The sequence below is a fragment of the Luteolibacter pohnpeiensis genome (assembly GCF_016595435.1).
GTDB lineage: Bacteria > Verrucomicrobiota > Verrucomicrobiia > Verrucomicrobiales > Akkermansiaceae > Luteolibacter > Luteolibacter pohnpeiensis.
This window is the reverse complement of the sequence record NZ_JAENIJ010000014.1, coordinates 51,213-73,461: the sequence shown is the minus strand read 5'-3', so window position 1 is coordinate 73,461 and position 22,249 is coordinate 51,213. Positions and strand designations below refer to the sequence as shown.

Sequence of the window (22,249 nt, the reverse complement as noted above, 5' to 3'; positions counted from 1 at the left end):
GGTTCAGGCGGTGCGGAATGCGAGAGTGCTGACAGCGTCACCAACGAGGATGACGGTCTTGGCAAGGAGGAGCTCTTCCACATTGAGGTCGCTGCCGCTCACCAATTGAGTCCAGCCAACGTTGCGAGCAGCGCGGCGGGTGGCGTCGTCGAAGTTGTTGCCGACGATCACGACCTTGTCGTTTGGAGTGATGGCGCTAACTGCTGCGACGAAGGACTTGGTCTTGCCGTCTTCGATGGCGAAAGAATCAACCGTGACGATTTTCTCGTCGCGGACCAAGTCACCCAAAACGCGGCGCAAGGCGAGCTTGCGGACGGTCTTTGGAACCTTCTTCGAATAGTCGCGAGGACGTGGGCCGAAGACAACGCCACCACCGACGAAAATCGGAGCGCGTTTGTCACCGTGACGTGCATTACCGGTGCCCTTTTGTTTGTAGATCTTCTTGTTGTTCCCGCTGACTTCGCCGCGGGTCTTGGTGTTGGCGGAGCCGGTGCGGCGATTGGCACGATAGGCGGTCACGAGGTCGTGAACGGCCTGGCGTCCGCGCTCAGGTCCAACCAACGTGATGTTGGCGGCTTGGGCGTCTGCTTCGGTAAAGGTCTTGGCTGACATGGCTTAAGGCGTGAGAGGTTTCAGGAAGGTCCAGCGATTACGCGGACTTTTTCTTGGCGGCACGGATGGTGAGGTAGCCACCTTTGGCACCAGGAACGGCACCGGAGATCAGGATAACACCGTCTTCAGGGCGAACGGCGACGACTTTGAGGTTTTGAATGGTGCGTGGCACATCACCCATGTGACCTGGCATCTTTTGGTTTTTCCAAACGCGGCCCGGAGTGGAGCGGCAACCAATGGCACCCGTTCTGCGGTGCATCATGGAACCGTGGGTCTGCTTGAGACCGCCGAATCCGTGGCGCTTGACCGCACCTTGGAAACCACGACCTTTGGTGGTGCCGATCACGTCGACGAATTGACCTTCGGTGAAAGTCTCAAGGCCAGTGTGTTCGGTTGGAAGAGTTGCGCCGCTTTCGAAGCGGAATTCTTTGACGATGCGTTTTGGTGCGCAGCCAGCTTTCTTGAAGCGGCCGAGGTCAGGCTTGCTGACGCGTTGCTCTTTCTGATCGTCAAAACCAACTTGAACGGCGGTGTAGCCGTCAGTTTCGGTGGTTTTGGATTGGAGCAGAGTGTTGCCCGAAACGTCGATGACGGTGACGGGAATCATGCTTCCGGCTTGTTCGTCGAACAAGCGGGTCATGCCGATTTTTTTGCCGAGAAGACCGAGGGACATTGCTTGGAAAATTTAAGAGATTGAAAAATTGGAAACGAATTGGACGGGGCGGTCAGCTCAGATGCGGATGGTGATGTCAACACCTGCTGGCAGGTTGAGCTTCTTCAGCTCGTCAACCGTGCGTGCGGTCGGGTCAACGATATCGAGCAAGCGCTTGTGAGTGCGGATCTCGAATTGTTCGGCGGACTTCTTGTTCACGTGAACGGAACGGTTAACACTGAACTTCTCGATGCGGGTAGGAAGCGGGATCGGGCCGGCAACGCGGGCTCCAGTGCGCTTGGCGGTTTCCACGATTTCGGCTGCGGAGCGGTCGATGGCGCGGTGGTCATAAGCGCGCAGGCGGATGCGGATCTTCTGGTTTTCCATGGTTAGGGAGTGGTTCTAGTGTAACTATTAGTTTTTAGAGCGAGTAATCAGCCAAGACGATCGCTGGCGATTTCTTCGACGATGTTGTTCGGGACTTGCTCGAAATGCGATGGAGTCATCGAATACGAAGCACGACCCGAAGAAATGGTGCGGACGGCGGTGGAGTAGCCGAACATTTCCTTGAGAGGAACATTGGCGCGGACGATGGCGAGCTTGCCTTTCGATTCCATGTTCTGGATCTGGCCGCGGCGGCGGTTCAGATCTCCCATGACATCACCTTGATAGTCATCCGGGGTGGAAACCTCGACGGCCATGACCGGTTCCAGCAGAATCGGTTTGGCGTTCTTGAAGGCATCTCGCATGGCGAAAATGGCCGCCATGGTGAAAGCGTTTTCGTTGGAATCAACGTCGTGATAGGAACCGTCGAGAATGTCGACATGCACATCAATCACCGGATAACCGGCAACGGTGCCGTTGGTCATCGCTTCGCCGATGCCTTTGTAAACCGCATTGATGTATTCCTTGGGAATGCTGCCACCGATCACTTTGTTTTCGATGGTCAGTCCCTTGCCCTTTTCGTTCGGGCGGACGGAAAGAATGACGTGACCGTATTGGCCGCGGCCACCGGATTGCTTGACCAGCTTGCCTTCACCACCCGCTGAGGCAGTGATCGTTTCGCGGTAAGCGATTTGCGGGGCGCCGGTATTGGCTTCCACCTTGAACTCGCGGCGGAGGCGGTCGACGATGATCTCCAAGTGGAGCTCGCCCATTCCGGAAATAATGGTTTGGCCGGTTTCCTCGTCGGTTTTGACCATGAAGGTCGGATCTTCTTCAGAGAGGCGAGCCAGGGCGAGGGCGAGTTTTTCCTGGTCGGCTTTAGTTTTCGGCTCAACAGCCATCGAAATGACCGGATCCGGGAAAGTGGGAGGCTCGAGAACCACATCGTGTTTCTCAGCGGCGAGAGTATCGCCTGTGGTGACGTTCTTGATGCCGACCATGGCGGCAATATCACCTGCGTAGCACGCATCAATGTCCGTATGCTGATTGGACTGGATGCGAATGAGACGACCAACGCGCTCGGATCGTCGGGTCCGCGGATTGTAAACCGTATCGCCTTTTTTAACGACTCCGGAGTAGACGCGGAAGAAAACCAGTTTGCCTACGAACTTGTCTGCCCAGAGTTTGAAGGCGAGGGAAACGAACTTTTCGTTGTCCGAAGTAGGCACCACGATTTCGTGATCCTCATTCTCAGGATCCATCCCGACGGCAGCCGGAATGTCGAGCGGGCTCGGAAGGTAATCGATAACGGCATCCAGGAGGTATTGAACGCCTTTATTTTTGAAAGCGGAGCCACCAGCAACTGGAATCAGCTTATTGGCGATGGTGGCGCGGCGTATGCCTTGTTTGAGCTCTTCAAGAGTGAATGGCTCTTCGAGAAGGAATTTTTCGCCGAGCTGCTCATCGATGTCGGTAACCGCTGCGACCAATTCCTCGTAGGCGGCTTCACCGATTTGTTTCAGCTCACCTTCAAGCTCGCGAACGGAGTAGGTGGAGCCGAATTTATCGTCATCCGAGAAGTAAACCGCTTTTTGGTTCACCACGTCGATCTGGCCGATCAATTGATCTTCAGCACCGATTGGGATGAGAATCCGGACCGCATTGGCACCGAGCTTCTCTTTAACTTCGGCAACCACGTTGTCGAAATCAGCGCCGGTGCGGTCCATCTTATTGACGAACACCAGACGCGGAACGTGATATTTGTTAGCCTGACGCCAAACCGTTTCAGTTTGAGGCTGAACGCCGGCGACGGCATCAAATACCACGATGGCACCATCGAGAACCCGCAGGGAACGCTCAACTTCTGCAGTGAAGTCGACGTGCCCTGGAGTATCGATGATGTTGATTCGTTGCTTCTGCTCTGGAAAGAGCTTCACCGTTCCCTCTTCAGCGCGCTGCCACCATTCAGTGGTCACCGCCGCAGAGGTGATGGTGATTCCGCGCTCACGCTCCTGCTCCATCCAGTCGGTGGTCGCAGCGCCGTCGTGAACCTCACCGATTTTGTGAATCATCCCCGTATAGAAGAGGATACGCTCGGTGAGCGTCGTCTTCCCCGCATCAATGTGCGCAGCGATCCCGATATTACGGGTGCGCTCGAGCACGTATGGGCGGTCTGGAGAGTTAGGATTCACAGTGGGAGGCCGTCGAAACGGCGGAGAGTGATCTCAGATGAGGCGGAATGGTAGATTAGAAGCGGAAGTGAGCGAAGGCACGGTTTGCCTGCGCCATCTTGTGAACGTCGTCGCGCTTGCGAACCGAGCTGCCTTGGTTGTTGGCAGCATCCTTGATTTCGTTCGCGAGAGCCACGTGCATTGGTGTGCCTTTGCGGTTGCGGGCGTAGTTCACGATCCAGCGGAGCGCGAGCGACTCAGAACGGTCTGCAGCAACTTCAAGCGGCACTTGGTAAGTTGCACCACCAACGCGGCGGGATTTCACTTCCACGCGTGGCTTGGCGTTCTCAACGGCACGGGTGATGACCTCGAGAGGATCAACGGTATCGATACCTTCGTTAGCGCGGTCGATGGCAGCATAAACGATGCGTTGTGCGAGGGAGCGTTTCCCATCGCGCATGATTTTGCTGATCAAGTGACCAACGAGCGGACTATCATAGCGGGCATCGCTACGATCAGGCTTGGTGAAAATGCGCTTGCGGCGTGGCATGGCGTTTTAGGGTAAAATGATTGATGAAATGACGAGATTACTTCTTGCCCTTGGCAGGAGCTGCTGCGCCCGGTTTTGGACGTTTCGCACCGTATTTGGAGCGAGATTGACGACGCTTATCGACACCGAGAGTATCGAGTGAACCACGAACGATGTGGTAGCGAACACCTGGAAGGTCCTTCACCCGGCCACCACGAACGAGAACGATCGAGTGCTCCTGAAGGTTGTGTCCTTCACCGCCGATGTAGGCGATAACTTCAAATCCATTGGTAAGGCGGACCTTGGCTACTTTACGAAGCGCCGAGTTCGGCTTCTTCGGCGTGCGGGTCATGACTTGTAGACATACGCCGCGGCGCTGAGGGCAATTCACAAGGGCGGGTGACTTCGACTTCTCGGCCGGAGTGAGGCGTCCTTTGCGAACGAGCTGATTGATGGTCGGCATGATTTCCTGCGTGGTTCTGTTTTTCCCAGATGTTGAGTCATTGGGGCAAACCGGTGCACCGGCGAGATTCCTCGCAGGAGCCTATTTTCCGGAGCTGCACCCGATAAATTTGATTCCCTGATGTGGCGGTCTTGCTTCGCGCTTGCGAGAACAGGCCGTGATGTGGGGGCGGCGACCTTAGGAATGAAGCCGAACCTGACAAGTCCTAATTTGAAAAATTTAGAAAAAATCGTCGAATCCGGGCTTTTTTGCGAAAAAATCCCTGGCGCTGCCAAAAATTACTTCATTCCTCCACCTCGCAGGCGGCTTCTTTTTCGATGATGAGCTGCAGTAGCCCAGGAAAGCGATTTTCAATCTCCTCCGCCCGCAGCGAGGTCATGCACTTGGTTCCTTCCACCCGGGTGTGGATCAGACCCGCCTCACGCAACACTTCAAAATGATGGGACCGGGTTGCCTTTGAAATCTGCAATGGTACTTCGTTGCACGCCAAAGGGCGGTTTTCTGTCAGCAACTCTTTTACAATGGCAATCCGACATGGATCCGACAGCGCCTGCATCACCGCTGGCAACGGAATCTCGGCAAGTGAGGGATGATGGTAGACTTTCATGCAAGGAACCCTAGCACTACAATCTGGTTCGACAATTATCGAAATTTAAATTTGACGCTTTCTGCAAAAGCCTGACAGTTCGGCACAAATCGAACAATACCATGCCAACCCTCTACGACCCTGTGAAAATCGGTGCCTGGGAACTCCCAAACCGCATCGTCATGGCTCCCCTCACCCGCTGCCGCGCCAGCGAAGGCCGCGTGCCGAACGATCTGATGGCGGAGTATTACGTCCAGCGCGCCAGTGCCGGACTGATCATTTCCGAAGCCACCTCAATCAGCCCCCAAGGCGTCGGCTATCCGGACACCCCGGGCATTTGGTCCGAAGAACAGGTCGAAGGCTGGAAAAAGGTCACTTCCGCCGTGCATGCCGCCGGCGGCCACATTGTCCTGCAGCTCTGGCACGTCGGCCGGGTATCCGATCCAGTCTATTTGGATGGTGAACTGCCGGTCGCGCCGAGCGCCATCGCCCCACAAGGTCACGTCAGCCTGATCCGCCCGATGAAGCCGTTCGTGACGCCGCGAGCGCTTGAAATCAGCGAACTCCCCAGCATCGTCGAGGCCTACCGCAAAGGCGCGGAAAACGCCAAGTTGGCCGGTTTCGACGGAGTTGAAATCCACGGTGCAAATGGCTACCTGCTCGACCAATTCCTCCAGGATCACACCAACAAGCGCACCGATGAATACGGTGGCTCGATTGAAAACCGGGCCCGGCTGATGCTGGAAGTCACCGATGCCGTGGTTTCCGTCTGGGGCGCCGATCGCGTGGGCATGCACCTCGCTCCGCGCCGTGACAGTCACGACATGGCAGACTCCACCCCTGAAGAAACTTTCACCTACGTCGCGGCTGAACTTGGCAAGCGCGGCATCGCCTTCATCTGCACTCGCGAAAAGCAGGCGGACGACAGCATCAGCCCGCTGATGAAAAAGGCATTTGGCGGCCCCTACATCGCCAACGAAAAATTCACCCGCGAAACGGCCGAGGCCATCGTCGCCGACGGCGGTGCCGAAGCCGTCGCCTTCGGGGTGCCCTACATTGCCAATCCTGACCTGGTCGAACGCCTCCAAAAAGCTGCCCCTCTCAACGAAGCCGATCCATCGACCTTCTACGGTCAAGGCGGCAAAGGCTACACCGACTACCCCACTCTCTAATTAATAGACATCATGGAACCAACCCCCGACCTCACCCAACGCCCACCTCGTAGCCCACGCGCCCGCCTCGGTGGCTATGTCTTACTCCCGCGCATGCTCGATAAAGGCCGTGCCGAACTCGCCGGCAAGAATGGCGAGTACCACTACAATTGCCCACTCGATCAGCGGTTTCTTGAATACGCCGGTATCGATCCCGAGCAGTTAAAGCAACAACTCGCAAATGGCCTGGGCGACGGCGAAATCCTCGCCTGGGTTCAGGAAAACTCGACCACCAAACCAAAGCCATGGGAAATCGCCCAATGGTCGGCCTTTATGGAACAACGCGGGCCTGACGATGTGGAAACCAAGCAGTATTTTGCCAAGATGCTGGGAGATATCAGCACCACCCGCGCAGACATCGCCACCTGGGCGGACCTGCTCGACTTGGACGACTACGTCACCTTCGGCGGAAAACCCTAAGCGCTTATCCAGGGAGAGGAAGAGGTTCCTCTCCCTTTTTCATGCTTCCACGGCAATCCACATGTTGCCATTTCCCCATCCGATGCTTTCGGTAACGGACCGAGTGTTAAACCCGACTTCCCATCCATGACTTCCACCAAATCCTACGCTGTCCACAACCCTACTGACACTTTCAAGCCGCTGGCGATTGAGCGCCGCACTCCAACGGCTCACGACGTCGAAATCGAAATTCTTTTCTGCGGAGTCTGCCACTCCGATATCCACCAAGCCCGAAATGAGTGGAGCAACACGGTCTACCCCTGCGTGCCTGGCCACGAAATTGTCGGCCGCATCACCCAGGTCGGAGATCATGTGAAAAAGTTCAAAGCCGGTGACCTCGTCGGCGTCGGCTGCATGGTCGATTCCTGCCACGAGTGTGCCTCATGCGACGCACACCAGGAGCAATTCTGCGAAAAAGGTGCGATCTTCACCTACAACAGCCCCGACAAACACACCGACGGCCATACCTTCGGTGGTTATTCAGACCGTGTCGTCGTCGATGAGTCCTTTGTGCTCAGCGTGCCTGAAAATCTCGAACTGGCTGCCGTCGCGCCATTGCTTTGCGCCGGTATCACCACCTACTCACCGATCAAGCGCTGGGGCATCAAGCCCGGCGATAAAGTCGGCGTCGTCGGCCTTGGCGGACTCGGCCACATGGCACTCAAGTTCGCCCACGCCTTTGGTGCCAAAACGGTTCTCTTCACCACTTCCCCAGGAAAAACCGAAGATGCCAAACGCCTCGGCGCGGACGAAGTTGTCGTTTCGAAAAACGAAGACGAAATGGCAGCTCAAGTCGGCAGCTTTGATTTCATCATCGACACCGTTTCCGCAGACCACGACATCAACACCTACCTGAACCTGCTGAAAATCGACGGCACCCTCACCTTGGTGGGCGCGCCGGAAAAACCACTCCCAGTGGCAGCGTTCGGCCTGATCTTTGGTCGCAAGGTTCTCACCGGCTCCCTCATCGGCGGGATCAAAGAAACCCAGGAAATGCTCGATTTCTGCGGCAAGCACGACATCGCCTCCGACATCGAGATGATCGATATCCAGCAAGTCAACGACGCCTACGAACGCATTCTCAAGAGCGACGTCAAATACCGCTTCGTCATCGACATGCAGTCGCTAAAAAACGAAGCCTGATCCGTTTTCAGCATCTCACCGCCACTGAGTCGCAGCGACTTCGTTTCATCAGAAACAGTCAAGCGGCCCAGTGGCATTTTTGTGATGATGCGGTGACATTTCCCGCTGCTTTTCCTTTTCACGACGGCGGCTGATTGTTTTTCACAAACGGCTCGCCATCGAGACGGGATTTTCCAAGAAGTTGCAGATGCTAAAAAGCACTTCCTGGTTTCATTCATGCCTATCCCGCTTCGTGCTGGCGGTGCCGCTAGGCATTTTGCTCAGCAGCTGCGGAATCGCTCCAGTAACTTCTGCGATTTATCATGACCTGCGACATCCGCTGCCAGCGACTCAACCGGGACAAAATGATGCCAGCCGGATGTATTCCAATCAGGCTACTGTCTTTACTCCGTCCTCCGATCCGGAACTGGCAGCTCGTGAAATTTCCCGGTTGATCCGTTCCGAAGAAACCCAGGGAAAGAAAATCTCTGTCAGTGGAGCCAGACATTCGATGGGCGGCCACACGTTCACCCCGGGCGGCGTGGTGATCAACATGCTACCGGTGAACCGGCTCAGTTTTGATCCTTCTACCCATTTGCTAACCGCTGGAGCAGGCGCGCGTTGGTCCGAAGTGATTCCTTATCTCGATTCCTTCGGCAAATCAGTTGCCGTCATGCAATCGAACAACGACTTCAGCATCGGCGGCAGCATTTCGGTCAATTGCCACGGCTGGCAACCGGATTCCCCACCGATCGCCAGCACCGTCGAAGCCTTCACCATCGTTACTGCCGATGGCAAAATAAGAGACTGCAGCCGTCGCCAAAATCCCGAGTTGTTCTCACTCGCTCTCGGCGGCTACGGGCTTTTCGGAATCATCACCGATGTCAAACTGCGAGTCACCGATAACGCACGATATCGCGCAACGACCACCCGGACGAGCCTATCGAACTATCATTCGACCTATGAATCCATGATCCATCAGCATGATGCAGGCATGGCTTACGGCAGGATCAGCGTGGCAAAACCTTCGTATCTCAACGAAGCGCTCATCACCGTGCTGGAGAAACAAAGTGGCGAAGTGAATTCCAACAGCCCGGAGGCGAGTTGGTTGAGCAAGTTGAAGCTTCAGCTCGCCCGTAAAGTTTTCCGCTCCGGCGTTGGTAACGAATACGGTAAAGAGCTCCGATGGAATTTTGAATCCCACTTTGGCGGCACCGCAAACTCGACTCAGGATCGAAACCAAATCATGAATCTATCCGCCGATTGGTTTGCAAATCGGGATCCTTCACGGGCGGAAATTTTGCACGAATACTTCGTCCCGCCGGATTCACTCGACGCCTTCGTGGAACACGCCCGCGAAATCATTCCACGTTATCCACAAATGGATTTGCTCAATATCACGGTTCGTAAAGTCCGCGCTGATCCCGATACTTATCTACGCTACGCCAGGCAGGATCGCTACGCTCTCGTCATCTTATTCAATTATGCCAATCAACAGACCGGTGATGACCAAATGCGGAAACTCACCCAAGACCTGATCGATGCGGTCTTAGCCTGTGACGGTAGCTATTACCTACCCTATCGGCCCCATGCCACTTTGAGACAATTCCAGCAAGCCTACCCAAACGCATCCCACTTTGCGGCGCTCAAACGTAAATACGATCCAACGGATCGCTTCTCCAATCTGTTCTGGCAGAAATATCTACTGCCGCTCGCCCCCAAGTGAACCAAGGTTGGGAGTAGAAGCATTCGCCCAACTTACCGATCATCACCGCATCTAACACCATCGATATGGGCGGATCGCCATCACAGCCATGAGACCAGTCAACCGGTTGAAAATATCTCATTGCAGCCGGGGCCGAAAAACGGCATTCGTCTCCCCCTTTTCGAAACGACCATGAGTGACGCAAATCTCGATCAATACACCATGCCGAATTATCGGCGCTACGATTTCTCTCCCGAACGGGGCGAAGGCTCGTATCTGTGGGATCGAGAGGGCCGAAAGTTCCTCGACTTCGCAGGCGGCGTGGCAGTCTGCCCGCTCGGTCATTCCCACCCGGAAGTCGTGCAAGCCATTCAAGAGCAAGCGGCAAAGCTGATCCATGTCTCGAACTGGTATCAAATTCCGCAGCAAGGCGAGCTGGCGAAAGTTCTGGTGGAGGATGTCCTCGGCATCCCCGGAAAATGCTTTTTCGGCAACTCCGGAGCCGAAGCCAATGAGGGGCTGATCAAAATCGCCCGCAAATACGGCATCGCCAAACCAGCGGCAGACGGCACTCCGCGCCATGAAATCCTGACCTTCACCGGCAGCTTCCACGGCCGGACGTTCGCCACCATGACGGCGACCGCGCAGGAAAAAGTCCACGGCGGATTTGGCCCGCTGGTGCCTGGCTTCAAATACCTTCCTTTCAATGATGTCGCCGCTCTGGAAGCAGCGATCACCCCGAACACCGTGGCCATCATGATGGAGCCTGTGCAGGGTGAAAGCGGCATCATGCCCGCGACCCCGGAGTTTCTTCGGGCCGCGGCCAAGCTCCGCGATCAACACGATCTGCTGTTGCTGCTCGATGAAATCCAATGCGGCCTCGGCCGGACCGGTGAATTCGGCGGATGGCGTGCCATCGTTCCGGGTGACGAAATTTTGCCGGATGCGATCAGCTGGGCGAAATCCATTGGCAGTGGCTATGCGCTGGGTTCGTTCTGGGCTCGCAAACGCCCTGTCGGCGACGCCGCTGGCACGGACCTCTGCGACATTCTCGCCGCTGGCAGCCATGGCAGCACCTACGGCGGTTCGCCACTCGCCTGCGCCACCGCGCTCGCAACGCTCAAGGTGATCCTTCGCGATCAGCTCCAGGTTCACGCCAAACAGCTGGGCAGCACCATCGCCGATACCGCAACCTCGTGGGAGCTCCCCATCCTGAAAGCTGTCCGCGCTTTCGGCTGCATGATCGGTTTCGAGCTCAACGGCCCGTTCATTGAGACGAAATCAAATGGCGCGATGCCATCGATCTGGATCGGCCAACTCTGCCTCGACGCCGGATTGCTGGTGGTTCCCGCCGGCCCGAACGTCGTGCGCTGGCTGCCTCCGCTCAATGCAACAACCGTAGAGATCGAGGAAGGACTCTCCATTTTCAAAAACGTCCTCGAATCCGTGGCCGACCGCTGATTTCGCAACACTTCATTTCCGACCTCCAAAGCTCCGGTGTTCCAGCAAACCCCGGGGCTTTTTTTATTATAATTTCTAACAGACAAATCAGTCCGATTGATGAATCAGCGGGATACCTGCAATCGGTAAAATCCACGCGATTGAAAATCTCCGGTCGCTTGATCAAAGAATTTCACCCGATGAAATCCGCTTGGAACTCCGTCTTGTTCCACGTCTTCGAGTGAGGGAACTTCAGACCAGATGGTTAGATCGAACGAATGAAATAGTGCCATTGTTAGAAATGGATCATTCCGCAAATCGGCGGACAACTCGACCTGTGCTTGATCCGGTGGATTGAATTGCAACCCCGCCGGAACCGCGTATTCCAAGCCATCCTTGATGCCATTGCCATCGGCGTCCCCGTCAAATCCCGCGGTCTCAGGCAAACCGTTTCCCAGTGCCCAGGCGACGAATCCGTCCACGGCTTCGACTTCCGCAGAATCGACGCCGTCGCCGTCCGATGACGAAACGGCAACGACCACGTAGTAATACGAGCTATCTGGCGAAAGTCCGCTATCGGTGAAAACCGGTTCGGTTAGATTCTCTGCCACGACTTCGTAAGGTCCGCCCGACACCATGCTCCGCTTGACCTTGTAGGAATCCGCTCCGGCAACAGTCGACCATTTCAGAATGACGGAACCCTCGGATCGGTCCGCCCCGTTCACTTCTGGAGCAACAGGAGTCCCCGGGCCGTAAAACTTCACTTCCGCCACATTGCCCCATCCACCATTCGGCGACAGATAGCGGAGATAGCGAAAGGTTTGATCCACGCTGATGGGAACCAGCGTATAGGTTCCTTCGGTGGGCGTTTGATCGATGGTGAAAAGAGTAACCGCATCGCTGAAATTGGCCTGATTCGCGCCCTGGAATACGCCGCCCACCATGCGCGCAGACCAGCTATCGCGTGGATAGTAACGCAGCGCGATCACCTTGCTCGCCCCATCAGCACCGAGGTCAATGCCAGCCCAAACTCCATCGCTAACAGCCGCATCGAAGAATGTGGTCACATTGTCATCGAAAACCTTGTCCCGGGTATTTCCCGAACCTTGAAACGATCCCGTCGTGCCAATGATCGTTCCAGCAAGAGGATTGGTTAGAGATGGGATTTCCGGCAACGCAATCTCGGTTTCCACTTCATCAGAGGCCATGCCATTGGTGCCAACGGCGACCACTTGCAAAACCGCGGAAGCTTCCGCATCCTTGCGTGAAGCACCGGTTAGATCGAAGGAGCTCCCGGCCGTTGCCCCCAACCACACGCGGGCGCCTGATACTGGATTCTTCTGATAGATCCGATAATAACTGATTTCCCCTTCGGCAGCAGTCCACTGAAGCGTTGCATTGAATGAATCCAAGCTGATGAATTCGACATTCTGAGCCTGCAGATTGGTGACCGGTGCGGCTGAGGTAAGTGAGGTATGATAAATCGCCAAACGCCCGATCTTGATCGAATAATCCGCGATCGTCGTCGCACTTGTAAACCGCAGGGAAATGCCAGTGATGGTTCTTCCTGCGTAGGCTGCAAGACTGAGTTCACGATCATTCCACCCCGCATTCTCTGCCGCTCCGACATCAATGAAAATGGGCGAGCCGGAAGCATCTTCGAACTCGAGTCCGATCTGCAAATTCGAGTCGGTCACTGCGCCACGCTTGAATGAAAGCGCCAGCCGACTATCGGTCGTCACCGTCAAATCCGCGTCATATAATTTCAAATCATTGGCTGCATCCAGAGTCCCGGAGACCCGCAACGAAGAACCACCTTCATAAGGGTCCGTAAAATCCAGCTTTGGCTCTAACAAGGTTCCCGCACTGGAAATATCCCAAAGAATCTTGGGCATCGGCTCTTCTAACAAATTCGAAGCCCAGCTTTCCTCGCTTAGGATTTCACCATTCTCCGCATAGACCGAACCGCGGCCCGTATTGAAATGGGTGACAAAAGGGAATTGATCGATTTTCGCCGTGGAAGGGATCGTGAATCGCGCCACATATCCACCGCTTGAGGCTGCTTCAACACTCAAAGTATCACCACTGGTCACGGTGCGATGAACCAGCTCGTCACTGGAGTCTTCGACGATTTCAGCCTGATAGGTCACTCCCGGTGTGAGGAAATCCAGCGGGACTTCGTAATTCTTCGCACTGAGCCCGTTCATCACCACGAGATACCATGTATCGCCCTTGCGCCTGGCCATCAGTGAGGCACTACCCACCGAGCTTTGAGGAAGAACTTTTGTTTCATCCCACCAAACCGGAATGCCTTTGATCACCGGAGCAAACGGGCTTTCCGCCACACGATCCGGGCGCTCGGCAATCGTGATCAACGGACCGGCAAAAGTCGCAACGCTGGCAATTTCGAATGCCTGGGTCTGCGCCCCTTGCAAATTTCCCTGAAGGCCAAGTGGCGTGTAATCGGAAGGACCGGCGAGGAAGCGAGTGAACGGATAGTAGAGGGTAACGTTGGCGGCTGGATAGGACTCCTTGCCGTAAACCGACTCAAAGTTGAGCAAGTTCGGATAAGTTCTGAACTGCCCCATCGGTTTCGCAACTCCGTGCAAGTTCACCATCAAATGGTAAGCAGCCGCTTCCTTCAAAATCGATTCGACCAACTGGACGCGCTCTTTCGCGGCCGGGGAAACCGAATTGAAATCAAAAAAGTCCGCTTTGAATCCACTGACGCCACTATCGCGGAGCTTGGTAAAAAAGGCCGTGCGCTGTGCCTCGGTTGCGAGGTCAGCTGAACGCGTCCAGAGCAAAGTTTTGATGCCGAGAGGAGTGGCGTAGTCCGTGACCTCCTTCACTTCCGGCCATGGATTGCCACCATTCCAATTCCCCCAGCCCTCATCGATGGTATTGTAGGTCCAGCCCAGCTGGCTCCCCCAGAACGAATTCAGCTTGGCATTTTCCGCAGTGATGCCGCCCGGAAACCGCGACATCCAGTCCCAGGACGAGTATCCGGGCTTCGCCCACTCGGTATCATTTCCATCAGGAAAAACCGTAGCATCCGGCGCGGGAGCGAGACTTTCCACGATGTCACTATTGACCAGTGCATTCAGGTCACTCCCGACCATTACCACGTTCCATGGAGTTTGCAGATCGCCGCTTGTAGATGCTCCGTAAGTGCCGTCGCCGTTCTGCGGATACGTGACTTTCAACACACCTGCTGACATGGATGTCAGGAATGGATTGCCAAACTGTGGACCCGGAACTGACTCGGTAATTGCAATGTAACCCCTGTCGCCAGCGAGCTTTCCGAGTAGTGGAGGGCCTGCGATCGTTCCTGAAGCAAACCTCCGGGCATCAGTCGACGAAGGGATACTTTCATACACGTCCTTGCCTTGCTGGGAGGAAATCAGCGTGCCGGAAAGCAGGGAAAAACTCGTGCTTTCATCGCTGATATTCTTCGTTCCGCTTTGTGCCAATTCATATCGAAATGCGATCCCGCTGTCGAAAGCACGAACGTTCAGGATGTAAGTGTTCCCGCTAGGCGTGTGGGTAATCTCGATGCGTTTCCCGTGATAATGGTTCCTCGCCTGTGCATGAACTCCATGGCGTGACGCGAAAGTTTCATCTACGGACTCTTCCGTTACTTCACCCATGGTGACCTGATCGCCCACGTCGGTTCCATTCCATGTGAATCCAAGCGCTGAAGTTCCCAGAACGGCGGTTCCATCCATCGATACCGTGTAGGAAAGCCGCGTGCCGTTCATCAGGATATCGGCGGAGATTCTGCCATCCGGGCTGCTAACCGTCTCCGCGGAAGCGGTGGCAAGGGTTCCGCCTAACAAGGCACATAAAATCGGGCGAGTTATCATATCTTGAAATGCAGGTCGTAGGTCGTTGCGTAATTTTCGCTGAACAACCATGCAGTGTCCGCCACCGGCCATTCTGACAGATTTTCTGAATTCCGCGCGATTCCATTTTGAAACGCATTCTTTACCGGAACGTTTTTTTGATGTTGGTAGATTGGCCGAAGGCAAGAATGTCTCGAATGAACCCGATCTTTTCATGACTGATTTCGCCCCCACGCCTTTTGAGTCAGGAAACTCTTTTCCATTGGCCAACAAGCTATTGCAAATGTCGCAAGGTCCGCCAACGAATGCCCGATCAGCGCTTTCCCAGCCCGCGCCGGAAGCATTCACCGCGCTTTGGGCGGAAGCTCAGCTGTCCGTTCGAGCATTTCTCACCAGCTATTTGAGCGACCGCTCGGTGGTGGATGACTGCATTCAGGAAGTCGCCTTGCTCGCATGGAAAAAAGGCCCACAGGACTCCACTCCTGAAGCCTTTCTCGGCTTTTGCATCGCCTGTGCAAAGCGCATTGCCATGGGTGAAGTACGGAAAAAATATCGCAGCAAGCTGCGACTGCTCGATCCGGAAATCATTTCATCTCTGGCCGATACCGTGGTGTCTCAGGAACTCCAGGAAACGACGCCCCCGGTCGAGAGGCTTTCCGCCTTGCGCCGATGCATGGACAAACTCGGACCAGAACCGCGCCGCCTTTTGGAAACGCGCTACTTTTCAAAAGATCCTACAGCACTGAAACGCATCGCGGAGTCCGGCGGAAAGTCCATGGATGCGATCTATAAAAAACTGGAACGGCTGCGATCCAGATTGCGCGATTGCGTCGACGCAAAATCTTCCCAATCTGAATGAGCCACCCTGTCGCCCCAGATCCGCCGGACGCAGAGCTGCAGCGGCTCGTCTCCCGATTTCTCGATCAATGCCTGACCGATGCGGAGACGAAACGCCTGGAACAACGGCTGCGCGAAGAACCCGCAGCGCAACAATATTGTGCGCAATGCCTTCGTTTTGACGCAGCGATGCAGGAGGTGTTAGAACCTCAAACTCTGGAATGGGAAGAAACCCGGCGAATCGTTTTCGATCCGAAACAGGGCACTCCAGCGTGGTCCATTCAACGCGAGCAGACGCTTCGCTTCGGCAATCCACGCCGTCCGTTGTTATCGACCGCAGTCCGCAAAAGATGGCCGATGTTCATCATTGGCGGAACTCTCCTGGCCGTGGCGGTCGGAGCAATTTTCTTCGCCCTCGGCCAGTCCAAGAGCTTCCAACTGAGGAATGGTGATTTCGAAGCCATGGACTTGAGCCAAAGTCCATCCGGCAGAGCGAAATCGATCTTGTATTGGCAGGACAATTTTTCCACCGAGGACGCACAGCTCCAGGAAATCGGCAGGGTATCCCAAGGAAAAATCTATGCAAAATCCGGCAGAAACGTCGTCCGTCTGGAAAATCGAGCATTCATCAATCAACTGATCCTCAACAAATTCGGCAAGCCCCTCAAAGCCAAACCCGGGCTTCGCGTCGCTCTGACCGGCTGGGTCTATTGCGAAGGTGGCACCGAACACCATTTGCGGAGCAGCCTGCGATTCGTCGCCAGCGGCTACCCGGATATGATCCAATACGAGGCGGCTCAAACGACCATCAAGGTCGAAACCGGCGGGTGGAAAAAGTTCCAGATGGAGTTGATCGTCCCGGACGATTTGCAAGCGCCACCGAGCGATAGTTCGATCAATTTTACCCAGCAACCACCCCCGATCAATTTGGAGAATCGCGAGCTATCGCTCTCGATCGACAGCCGATCTCCCGATGCGGTTCTATTTTTGGACGACCTTTCGATCGAAGTCTACCCGCCCGAATAAAGCCTTCACCCCGTTTACGAAACCGCTGAGGTCCGTGGCAAATATGCGCCGCATGAATCACGGATCACCAGTCGTGGCGGCAAAGTCAGATGACACGCCGGCAGCATCGGATCGGACTGTCTCGCCATCATTGCCCGAAATGCGGTCAACGCCATTTCCCGGCAGGGTTGCTGGACCGTTGTCAGCGGCGGCGATACCAAAGTGGCAAATTTCACGTCATCAAATCCCACCACCCGCACGTCTTGCGGAACCCTGACATTTGCCTTGTGAAACTCCCGCATCAACAAGGCTGCCGTATGATCATTGGCGCAAATGTAGGCATCCGGTCGCAGCGGCCCAATCAATCCGCGGATGAATTTGCGATCACTCATTTCGCCGACATGCAGCCAGTTTCGATCGGGATTGATCCCTTTTCTGCCGAGCGCTTCCCGGACACCCGAGATGCGGGCATCGACACTCGGAGCAGAATGCGGGCGCGCGACAAAGTGAATCCGCGTGCAGCCAAGTCGAAGCAAGTGATCCGCCAGCAAAAAACCGGCGGCTGCGTTGTCCATTCCAACCAGGTCAAAATCGCTGCGCGTCGGAAACGGGGTAAAATCGCGATCTAACAACACGACCGGAATCCCCGCCTCCCTCAGCATCACCGCCATGGCGCGATTCGCTTTCTCCTTTTCCTCGATCAACTCATGCGGTGCGAAAAACACTCCGGAGACGCGGCGTTCAATGAATTGCCGACACAGCTCCTCGGTCTGCTGGTAATTCAGCTGCGCATCCAGTTTGGGCTGCCCCGAGCCACCCCAAACCAAGCTGAAGTTGTGAAGCCGCGCCAGGCTGGCAATTTCGCCACAGATGAGTTGGAAAATCTCGGTATTCTCAAGATTGGGGATCAAGAGCGCTAACAACTTCGACGACTCCGCCACCGCGGGTTCTGATTTCGCATAAGTCCCGGAGCCGGCTCGACGTTCAACCAATCCTTCACTTCCCAACAAGGATAGCGCCTTGGCCACCGTCGGCCTGGAAACGCCAAACCGACTCACCAATTGCGCCTCGCTCGGCATCTTACCGTTTTTGCCGTAGCGACCGGAAATCACTTCGTCCCGTAGCTGACGCGCTACTTCACGATATCGGACCGGGTGCTCAGGAAGTTCGCTCATAGTGACAGGCTTGGCATCCTGTACTGGCAGAAACCTTTCAGGTTCGCAACATGAACATTGTGAGCTGTCAGCATGATAGGAAAAATTCGTCATCACGTATTTCCCACTCATGACCTTTCCCAGAATTCATTTTCTCTCGATCCCGCTACTTCTTTGCTCAGTTGCTCTAGGAGCAGAGGACTTGGTGGTGGCCGATTTTGAGAATGACACCTTCGGGGATTGGAAAGCCACCGGAGATGCATTTGGCAAAGGACCCGCCAGCGGAGCTCTGGACGGGCAAATGAAAGTCGATGGCTTCGAAGGCAAAAGTTTCGCCAGCAGCTTTCACGGCAGGGACGGATCGACCGGAAAATTGAAATCGAAGCCCTTCAAGATCGAACGATCGAACCTGAACTTCCTCATCGGCGGCGGTGGATTTCCTGAGAAAACCTGCATCAATCTGATCTCCAAGGGTAAGGTCGTCCGCACCGCGACCGGCCCGAATCAAAAACCCGGCGGTAGCGAGCGTCTGGCTTGGGAAACCTGGGACGTTTCCGAATTCAAAGGCGAAATGGTAACGCTCGAAATCGTCGATGCTCAAACCGGAACCTGGGGACACATCAGCATCGATCAAATCACCCAGAGTGATTCACCGGCAGTGGTCGCGATCGACCAGCAGTTCAAGATCAACCAGCGCTACCTGATCTGGCCGGTGACTCGCGATACCTCACACAGGCTGCGTTTTTTCGGCACTCTTGATGGGGCTACCGATCCGCTTTTTTACTCTGACATCTATCTAACCGACAAACCGGATTTCTGGGTCTTCACGGATCTGGAAAATTATCAGGGCCGGACCATCACCATCCGTGGCAAGATTCCTGGCAACCTGCAGGACGCGTGGAAGTTGGTCAAAATCAGCGCAAGCTATCCAGGTGAGTCGGAACTTTACTCCGAACCACTACGTCCCCAGTACCACTTCACCAGTCGCCGGGGTTGGCTCAACGACCCGAACGGCTTGGTGTATCAAGATGGCACCTGGCATCTTTTCTATCAGCACAACCCATACAACCACGGCTGGGACAACATGCATTGGGGACATGCGACCAGCACCGATCTTTTCCATTGGCACGAGCATGCCGACGCTTTGTTCCCGGATGCGGAAGGTTACATGTATTCCGGGTCTGCCACCATTGCGCCAAAATCCACGACCTCGCTACCACTGCAAGGTTCGGAAGGCATCGTCCTCGCCTATACCGCGAATGGAAATCTCAGCTACGAGGCGGATCGCTTGCCCGTTCAGTCGGTCGCTTTCAGCAATGACCACGGGAAAACATTTACGAAATACGCAGGCAATCCCGTAGTCGCTCACGATCGGGCGGAAAACCGGGATCCAAAGATCGCCTGGTATGCTCCGGATCATCACTGGATCATGAACCTTTATTATGATGCCAATGATTACGGAATTTATACTTCACCGGATCTGGTGAAGTGGACCAAGACCGATGAGTATCAAATCCCGGGCGAAGCTGAGTGCCCGGACATGTTCGAGTTACCGGTCGATGGCAATCCGAAGGATACCCGTTGGATCGTTTGGGGAGCCAACGGCAAATACATGATTGGCAAATTCGACGGCAAAAAATTCAAAGCCGAGAGCGGCCCTCATCGCCATTACTTTGGCAGTGCCTACGCAGGCCAGAGTTATGACAACGCACCAGATGGTCGCCGAGTACACATCGGCTGGATGCGCGATGGCGGACCGGGCCTTGATGGTGCTCCATTCAACCTTCAAATGACATTGCCGATGGATTTCTCACTGCGAACCGATGCCGCAGGAGAACTCCGACTGTGGGCTGAGCCATCGAAGGAAGTCGAAAAACTCCGATCGGAAACCAAATCCTGGGACAACCTGAACTGGTCAGCTGGAGAAGCTGACCCATTTGCAGATTTCAAAGGCGGACAATTCGAAATCGATGCCGTCATCGATGCGGACTCACCAGCCGCAGCCATCGGCTTGAATCTATTCGGTCAAAACACGGTCGTTTGGAAAAAAGCGGACCAATCCTTCACCGGAGCCGAAGGACCTCAGCCGCCGGTGGACGGCAAGATCCGGCTGCAGGTTTTTGTCGATACCGTATCACTCGAAGTGTTCGTCAACGGCACTTACACCAGTCGCTACATTCGCCAGAATCCGGAGGCTCCTGCCATCCGCGTGGTCGCAGAGGGTGGTGCCGCGCATTTCGATTCCCTGAAAATCCACCGGATCCAATCCGTCTGGAAGTGAGCTACCGTTCGGCTTTCATCAGTTCTGCTGCAGTCCGAGTTTATCGAGCTCCGCATAAACTTTCTTCAGCCAGATTTTCACCCGCTGACGATCTAACAAGCCTAACAATTGTTCGCCATTGGTTCCGCCGTGGGCCGCAGCCCAAAAGCTGGAATTGGAATGGTCGACCAGGCGCATCGAGCCTTCGCTCAACTTCGGAAGCTCGATGATTTTGGCTCCCAATTCCACAGCGCGATTCTTTTCCCTGGAGGCAAAAAACGCGTCAAACCGGCTTCCGCGCCCGTGGTTCAAGACCACAACATAGCGGACTCCGGTTTTGAAATCATCTAACAGACGTCCCAGCATTTCTAACGAATCCTTTCCATCGTCAAGAATGTGCCAGCACGTCACCATCACGCCGGCCTCGCGGAACAGCTCCAGCACCCCCGTGTCCTCCATCCATCCACGCAGGGAGGTGCTGCTCTGTGCAGCCAAATCCACCACTACCTGGAGACGATTCCCCGTCAGCGCGGTTTCCGCCAGCTGATCCAGGCTTTGAAAATCCTCCAGAATCAAATGCTTGGTGAACTCCGAGTAAAATCTGGTGAACGAACCGTGGGAGCGATCCGAATCAAATCCAGCAAATGGAATCTCACGGTCGATGCAGTATTGCGCAAACACTCTCGACATCACGGATTTCCCGACGCCGCCCTTTTCGCCACCGATCAAATGCACTTGGTTCATTCATCGTTTTGTTAGCAGTTTGAATGCATTTGAAAAGAACAGATCTGTGAAATCTCTTTGATCGATTTGTCTCACTTCTGAGACGGCTTCGTCCGCTTCTCCGTTAGAAGTTTTTTCAACGCTTCCAAAGCCGGAATCCGATCCGATTTCCGATAGACGAAGCTATGTTTCACTTTGGGAATGCCGCCGATCAGAGGCTTCAGGACCAGTCGCGGGATCGAAACGAGCATGTTTTCATGCGAAAGCAGACCAATCCCTTCACCAAGCGCCACCATGGCGAGGATCGCAGGCAGTCGATCTGATTCCGCCACAATCTTCGGCTGAAATCCCTGCTTCACACAGGCATCGATGAACTGCCGGTGGAAAAATGGAGCGCTATTGCGTGATAGCATCATCCAGTTCTCATCGATCAAATCCTTGAGCCGTAACTCTTGCCGATTCGCCAGCGGATGATTGGCTGCCAGCAACACTTTGTATTTAGGAATCCTCCACTGCAAAAACCCCAGATCCTTACCAGTGACGTCCTCCGCGCTGCCAACGAAAACTCCATCCACTTCCCGGTTTGCCAATCGATCCGCCACGGTATCCAGGCTGACCTCATGAGTGTTCACACGACAATCCGGCATCCCCTCCCGAAATTGTCTCAGCAAGCCGACAATCTGGTCATCCAGCAACGCCCCGAGAAATCCGACATTGAGCGTGCTGAGTCTGCCCGAGTGGGCAAACCGAACCGCATCCGAAACGCGATCGATATGACGCAGCAAAAAAATGCTCTCCTGCAAAAAGAGCTGCCCTTCCGGAGTCATTTCCACGCCTTGGTTGTTCCGGAAAAATAATTCCACTCCAAGTTTTCCCTCCAGTTTCTGGATTTGGCGCGAAAGCGGCGGCTGGGTCATGTGCAGCAACCGCGCTGCCCTGGAAAAACTCAAATTCTCCGCCACTGCGACGAAACATTCGATTTCACGGACTTCGATCCTCTCCATACCAAAAAGGTATCTCCATTAGAGTTTAATAGCAATTCGGATGAACCACCGATCGTGATAAAGTCGCTTCCCGATCCAGTTCCACCC

The 22,249-nt window shown here is 55.0% G+C and carries 19 protein-coding genes; 8 read left to right on the top strand and 11 right to left on the bottom strand.

Features of this window, described 5'->3' with window-relative positions; all coding sequences use genetic code 11:
• Positions 1 to 3 precede the first annotated feature (3 nt).
• The 7 genes from rplD to JIN85_RS10305 form a co-directional block, all read right to left on the bottom strand.
• Entirely contained in the window at positions 4 to 612 is a 609-nt protein-coding gene (gene rplD / locus JIN85_RS10335) for a 50S ribosomal protein L4 (protein ID WP_200270324.1), read from the bottom strand.
• A gap of 37 nt (positions 613 to 649) precedes the next feature.
• Positions 650 to 1,285 (bottom strand): 50S ribosomal protein L3, encoded by a 636-nt coding sequence (gene rplC / locus JIN85_RS10330; RefSeq protein WP_200270322.1) that lies wholly within the window; start codon positions 1,283 to 1,285, stop codon positions 650 to 652.
• Positions 1,286 to 1,342: 57 nt separating this feature from the next.
• The gene (rpsJ, locus tag JIN85_RS10325; RefSeq protein WP_200270320.1) at positions 1,343 to 1,651 is read right to left on the bottom strand and encodes a 30S ribosomal protein S10; all 309 of its coding nucleotides are present in this window, start codon (positions 1,649 to 1,651) and stop codon (positions 1,343 to 1,345) included.
• Between the two features lie 47 nt (positions 1,652 to 1,698).
• Positions 1,699 to 3,840, bottom strand: a complete 2,142-nt coding sequence (gene fusA / locus JIN85_RS10320; RefSeq protein ID WP_325109005.1) for an elongation factor G — start codon at positions 3,838 to 3,840, stop codon at positions 1,699 to 1,701.
• A gap of 55 nt (positions 3,841 to 3,895) precedes the next feature.
• Entirely contained in the window at positions 3,896 to 4,369 is a 474-nt protein-coding gene (gene rpsG, locus JIN85_RS10315; protein WP_200270317.1) for a 30S ribosomal protein S7, read from the bottom strand.
• Positions 4,370 to 4,406: 37 nt separating this feature from the next.
• The gene (gene rpsL / locus JIN85_RS10310) at positions 4,407 to 4,811 is read right to left on the bottom strand and encodes a 30S ribosomal protein S12 (RefSeq protein WP_200270315.1); all 405 of its coding nucleotides are present in this window, start codon (positions 4,809 to 4,811) and stop codon (positions 4,407 to 4,409) included.
• A gap of 283 nt (positions 4,812 to 5,094) precedes the next feature.
• Positions 5,095 to 5,418, bottom strand: coding sequence for an ArsR/SmtB family transcription factor (locus tag JIN85_RS10305; RefSeq protein ID WP_200270314.1), 324 nt, complete (start codon positions 5,416 to 5,418; stop codon positions 5,095 to 5,097).
• A 101-nt stretch (positions 5,419 to 5,519) separates the two neighbouring features.
• Between JIN85_RS10305 and JIN85_RS10300 the strand changes: the two genes are divergently transcribed.
• The 5 genes from JIN85_RS10300 to JIN85_RS10280 all read left to right on the top strand — a co-directional run bounded on the left by JIN85_RS10300 (position 5,520) and on the right by JIN85_RS10280 (position 11,355).
• The gene (locus JIN85_RS10300) at positions 5,520 to 6,569 is read left to right on the top strand and encodes an alkene reductase (protein WP_200270313.1); all 1,050 of its coding nucleotides are present in this window, start codon (positions 5,520 to 5,522) and stop codon (positions 6,567 to 6,569) included.
• A 12-nt stretch (positions 6,570 to 6,581) separates the two neighbouring features.
• On the top strand, positions 6,582 to 7,028 hold the full coding sequence (locus JIN85_RS10295) for a DUF5069 domain-containing protein (protein ID WP_200270312.1): 447 nt from the start codon (positions 6,582 to 6,584) through the stop codon (positions 7,026 to 7,028).
• Positions 7,029 to 7,154: 126 nt separating this feature from the next.
• On the top strand, positions 7,155 to 8,210 hold the full coding sequence (locus JIN85_RS10290) for an NAD(P)-dependent alcohol dehydrogenase (protein ID WP_200270311.1): 1,056 nt from the start codon (positions 7,155 to 7,157) through the stop codon (positions 8,208 to 8,210).
• A gap of 187 nt (positions 8,211 to 8,397) precedes the next feature.
• Positions 8,398 to 9,915 carry an FAD-binding protein gene (locus tag JIN85_RS10285; RefSeq protein WP_200270310.1) on the top strand — a complete coding sequence of 506 codons (1,518 nt, stop codon included), beginning with the start codon at positions 8,398 to 8,400 and terminating at the stop codon, positions 9,913 to 9,915.
• A 171-nt stretch (positions 9,916 to 10,086) separates the two neighbouring features.
• A complete protein-coding gene (locus JIN85_RS10280; protein WP_200270309.1) occupies positions 10,087 to 11,355 on the top strand; it encodes an aspartate aminotransferase family protein in 1,269 nt (422 codons plus the stop codon).
• Positions 11,356 to 11,459: 104 nt separating this feature from the next.
• Here JIN85_RS10280 and JIN85_RS10275 read toward each other — a convergent pair whose 3' ends face one another.
• On the bottom strand, positions 11,460 to 15,200 hold the full coding sequence (locus JIN85_RS10275) for a glycoside hydrolase family 97 N-terminal domain-containing protein (protein ID WP_200270308.1): 3,741 nt from the start codon (positions 15,198 to 15,200) through the stop codon (positions 11,460 to 11,462).
• A gap of 193 nt (positions 15,201 to 15,393) precedes the next feature.
• On the opposite strand from JIN85_RS10275, the gene JIN85_RS10270 reads away from it, so the two are divergent.
• Together JIN85_RS10270 and JIN85_RS10265 are read left to right on the top strand one after the other, a co-directional pair.
• The gene (locus JIN85_RS10270; protein WP_200270307.1) at positions 15,394 to 16,038 is read left to right on the top strand and encodes a sigma-70 family RNA polymerase sigma factor; all 645 of its coding nucleotides are present in this window, start codon (positions 15,394 to 15,396) and stop codon (positions 16,036 to 16,038) included.
• Positions 16,035 to 17,042: a hypothetical protein gene (locus tag JIN85_RS10265; protein ID WP_200270306.1), complete on the top strand. Its 1,008-nt coding sequence runs from the start codon at positions 16,035 to 16,037 to the stop codon at positions 17,040 to 17,042. Before JIN85_RS10270 ends, JIN85_RS10265 begins: the two co-directional genes overlap by 4 nt.
• Positions 17,043 to 17,056: 14 nt before the next feature.
• On the opposite strand, the gene JIN85_RS10260 is transcribed toward JIN85_RS10265, so the two are convergent.
• Complete coding sequence (locus JIN85_RS10260; protein WP_200270305.1) at positions 17,057 to 18,196, bottom strand: GntR family transcriptional regulator; 1,140 nt, start codon at positions 18,194 to 18,196, stop codon at positions 17,057 to 17,059.
• A gap of 109 nt (positions 18,197 to 18,305) precedes the next feature.
• On the opposite strand from JIN85_RS10260, the gene JIN85_RS10255 reads away from it, so the two are divergent.
• Complete coding sequence (locus JIN85_RS10255; RefSeq protein ID WP_200270304.1) at positions 18,306 to 20,456, top strand: glycoside hydrolase family 32 protein; 2,151 nt, start codon at positions 18,306 to 18,308, stop codon at positions 20,454 to 20,456.
• A gap of 18 nt (positions 20,457 to 20,474) precedes the next feature.
• Here JIN85_RS10255 and JIN85_RS10250 read toward each other — a convergent pair whose 3' ends face one another.
• On the bottom strand, positions 20,475 to 21,179 hold the full coding sequence (locus JIN85_RS10250; protein ID WP_200270303.1) for a P-loop NTPase family protein: 705 nt from the start codon (positions 21,177 to 21,179) through the stop codon (positions 20,475 to 20,477).
• A 71-nt stretch (positions 21,180 to 21,250) separates the two neighbouring features.
• Entirely contained in the window at positions 21,251 to 22,162 is a 912-nt protein-coding gene (locus tag JIN85_RS10245; protein WP_200270302.1) for a LysR family transcriptional regulator, read from the bottom strand.
• Positions 22,163 to 22,249: the final 87 nt, after the last annotated feature.

Bases quoted from the DNA above. Each gene is read 5' to 3' on its own strand.
- rplC (WP_200270322.1), bottom strand. From the start codon at position 1,285: ATGTCCCTCGGTCTTCTCGGCAAAAAAATCGGCATGACCCGCTTGTTC.
- JIN85_RS10245 (WP_200270302.1), bottom strand. From the start codon at position 22,162: ATGGAGAGGATCGAAGTCCGTGAAATCGAATGTTTCGTCGCAGTGGCG.
- rplD (WP_200270324.1), bottom strand. From the start codon at position 612: ATGTCAGCCAAGACCTTTACCGAAGCAGACGCCCAAGCCGCCAACATC.
- rpsJ (WP_200270320.1), bottom strand. From the start codon at position 1,651: ATGGAAAACCAGAAGATCCGCATCCGCCTGCGCGCTTATGACCACCGC.
- JIN85_RS10260 (WP_200270305.1), bottom strand. From the start codon at position 18,196: ATGAGCGAACTTCCTGAGCACCCGGTCCGATATCGTGAAGTAGCGCGT.
- rpsL (WP_200270315.1), bottom strand. From the start codon at position 4,811: ATGCCGACCATCAATCAGCTCGTTCGCAAAGGACGCCTCACTCCGGCC.
- JIN85_RS10270 (WP_200270307.1), top strand. From the start codon at position 15,394: ATGACTGATTTCGCCCCCACGCCTTTTGAGTCAGGAAACTCTTTTCCA.
- JIN85_RS10300 (WP_200270313.1), top strand. From the start codon at position 5,520: ATGCCAACCCTCTACGACCCTGTGAAAATCGGTGCCTGGGAACTCCCA.
- JIN85_RS10290 (WP_200270311.1), top strand. From the start codon at position 7,155: ATGACTTCCACCAAATCCTACGCTGTCCACAACCCTACTGACACTTTC.
- rpsG (WP_200270317.1), bottom strand. From the start codon at position 4,369: ATGCCACGCCGCAAGCGCATTTTCACCAAGCCTGATCGTAGCGATGCC.
- JIN85_RS10280 (WP_200270309.1), top strand. From the start codon at position 10,087: ATGAGTGACGCAAATCTCGATCAATACACCATGCCGAATTATCGGCGC.
- JIN85_RS10255 (WP_200270304.1), top strand. From the start codon at position 18,306: ATGACCTTTCCCAGAATTCATTTTCTCTCGATCCCGCTACTTCTTTGC.
- JIN85_RS10305 (WP_200270314.1), bottom strand. From the start codon at position 5,418: ATGAAAGTCTACCATCATCCCTCACTTGCCGAGATTCCGTTGCCAGCG.
- JIN85_RS10275 (WP_200270308.1), bottom strand. From the start codon at position 15,200: ATGATAACTCGCCCGATTTTATGTGCCTTGTTAGGCGGAACCCTTGCC.
- JIN85_RS10265 (WP_200270306.1), top strand. From the start codon at position 16,035: ATGAGCCACCCTGTCGCCCCAGATCCGCCGGACGCAGAGCTGCAGCGG.
- JIN85_RS10285 (WP_200270310.1), top strand. From the start codon at position 8,398: ATGCTAAAAAGCACTTCCTGGTTTCATTCATGCCTATCCCGCTTCGTG.
- JIN85_RS10250 (WP_200270303.1), bottom strand. From the start codon at position 21,179: ATGAACCAAGTGCATTTGATCGGTGGCGAAAAGGGCGGCGTCGGGAAA.
- JIN85_RS10295 (WP_200270312.1), top strand. From the start codon at position 6,582: ATGGAACCAACCCCCGACCTCACCCAACGCCCACCTCGTAGCCCACGC.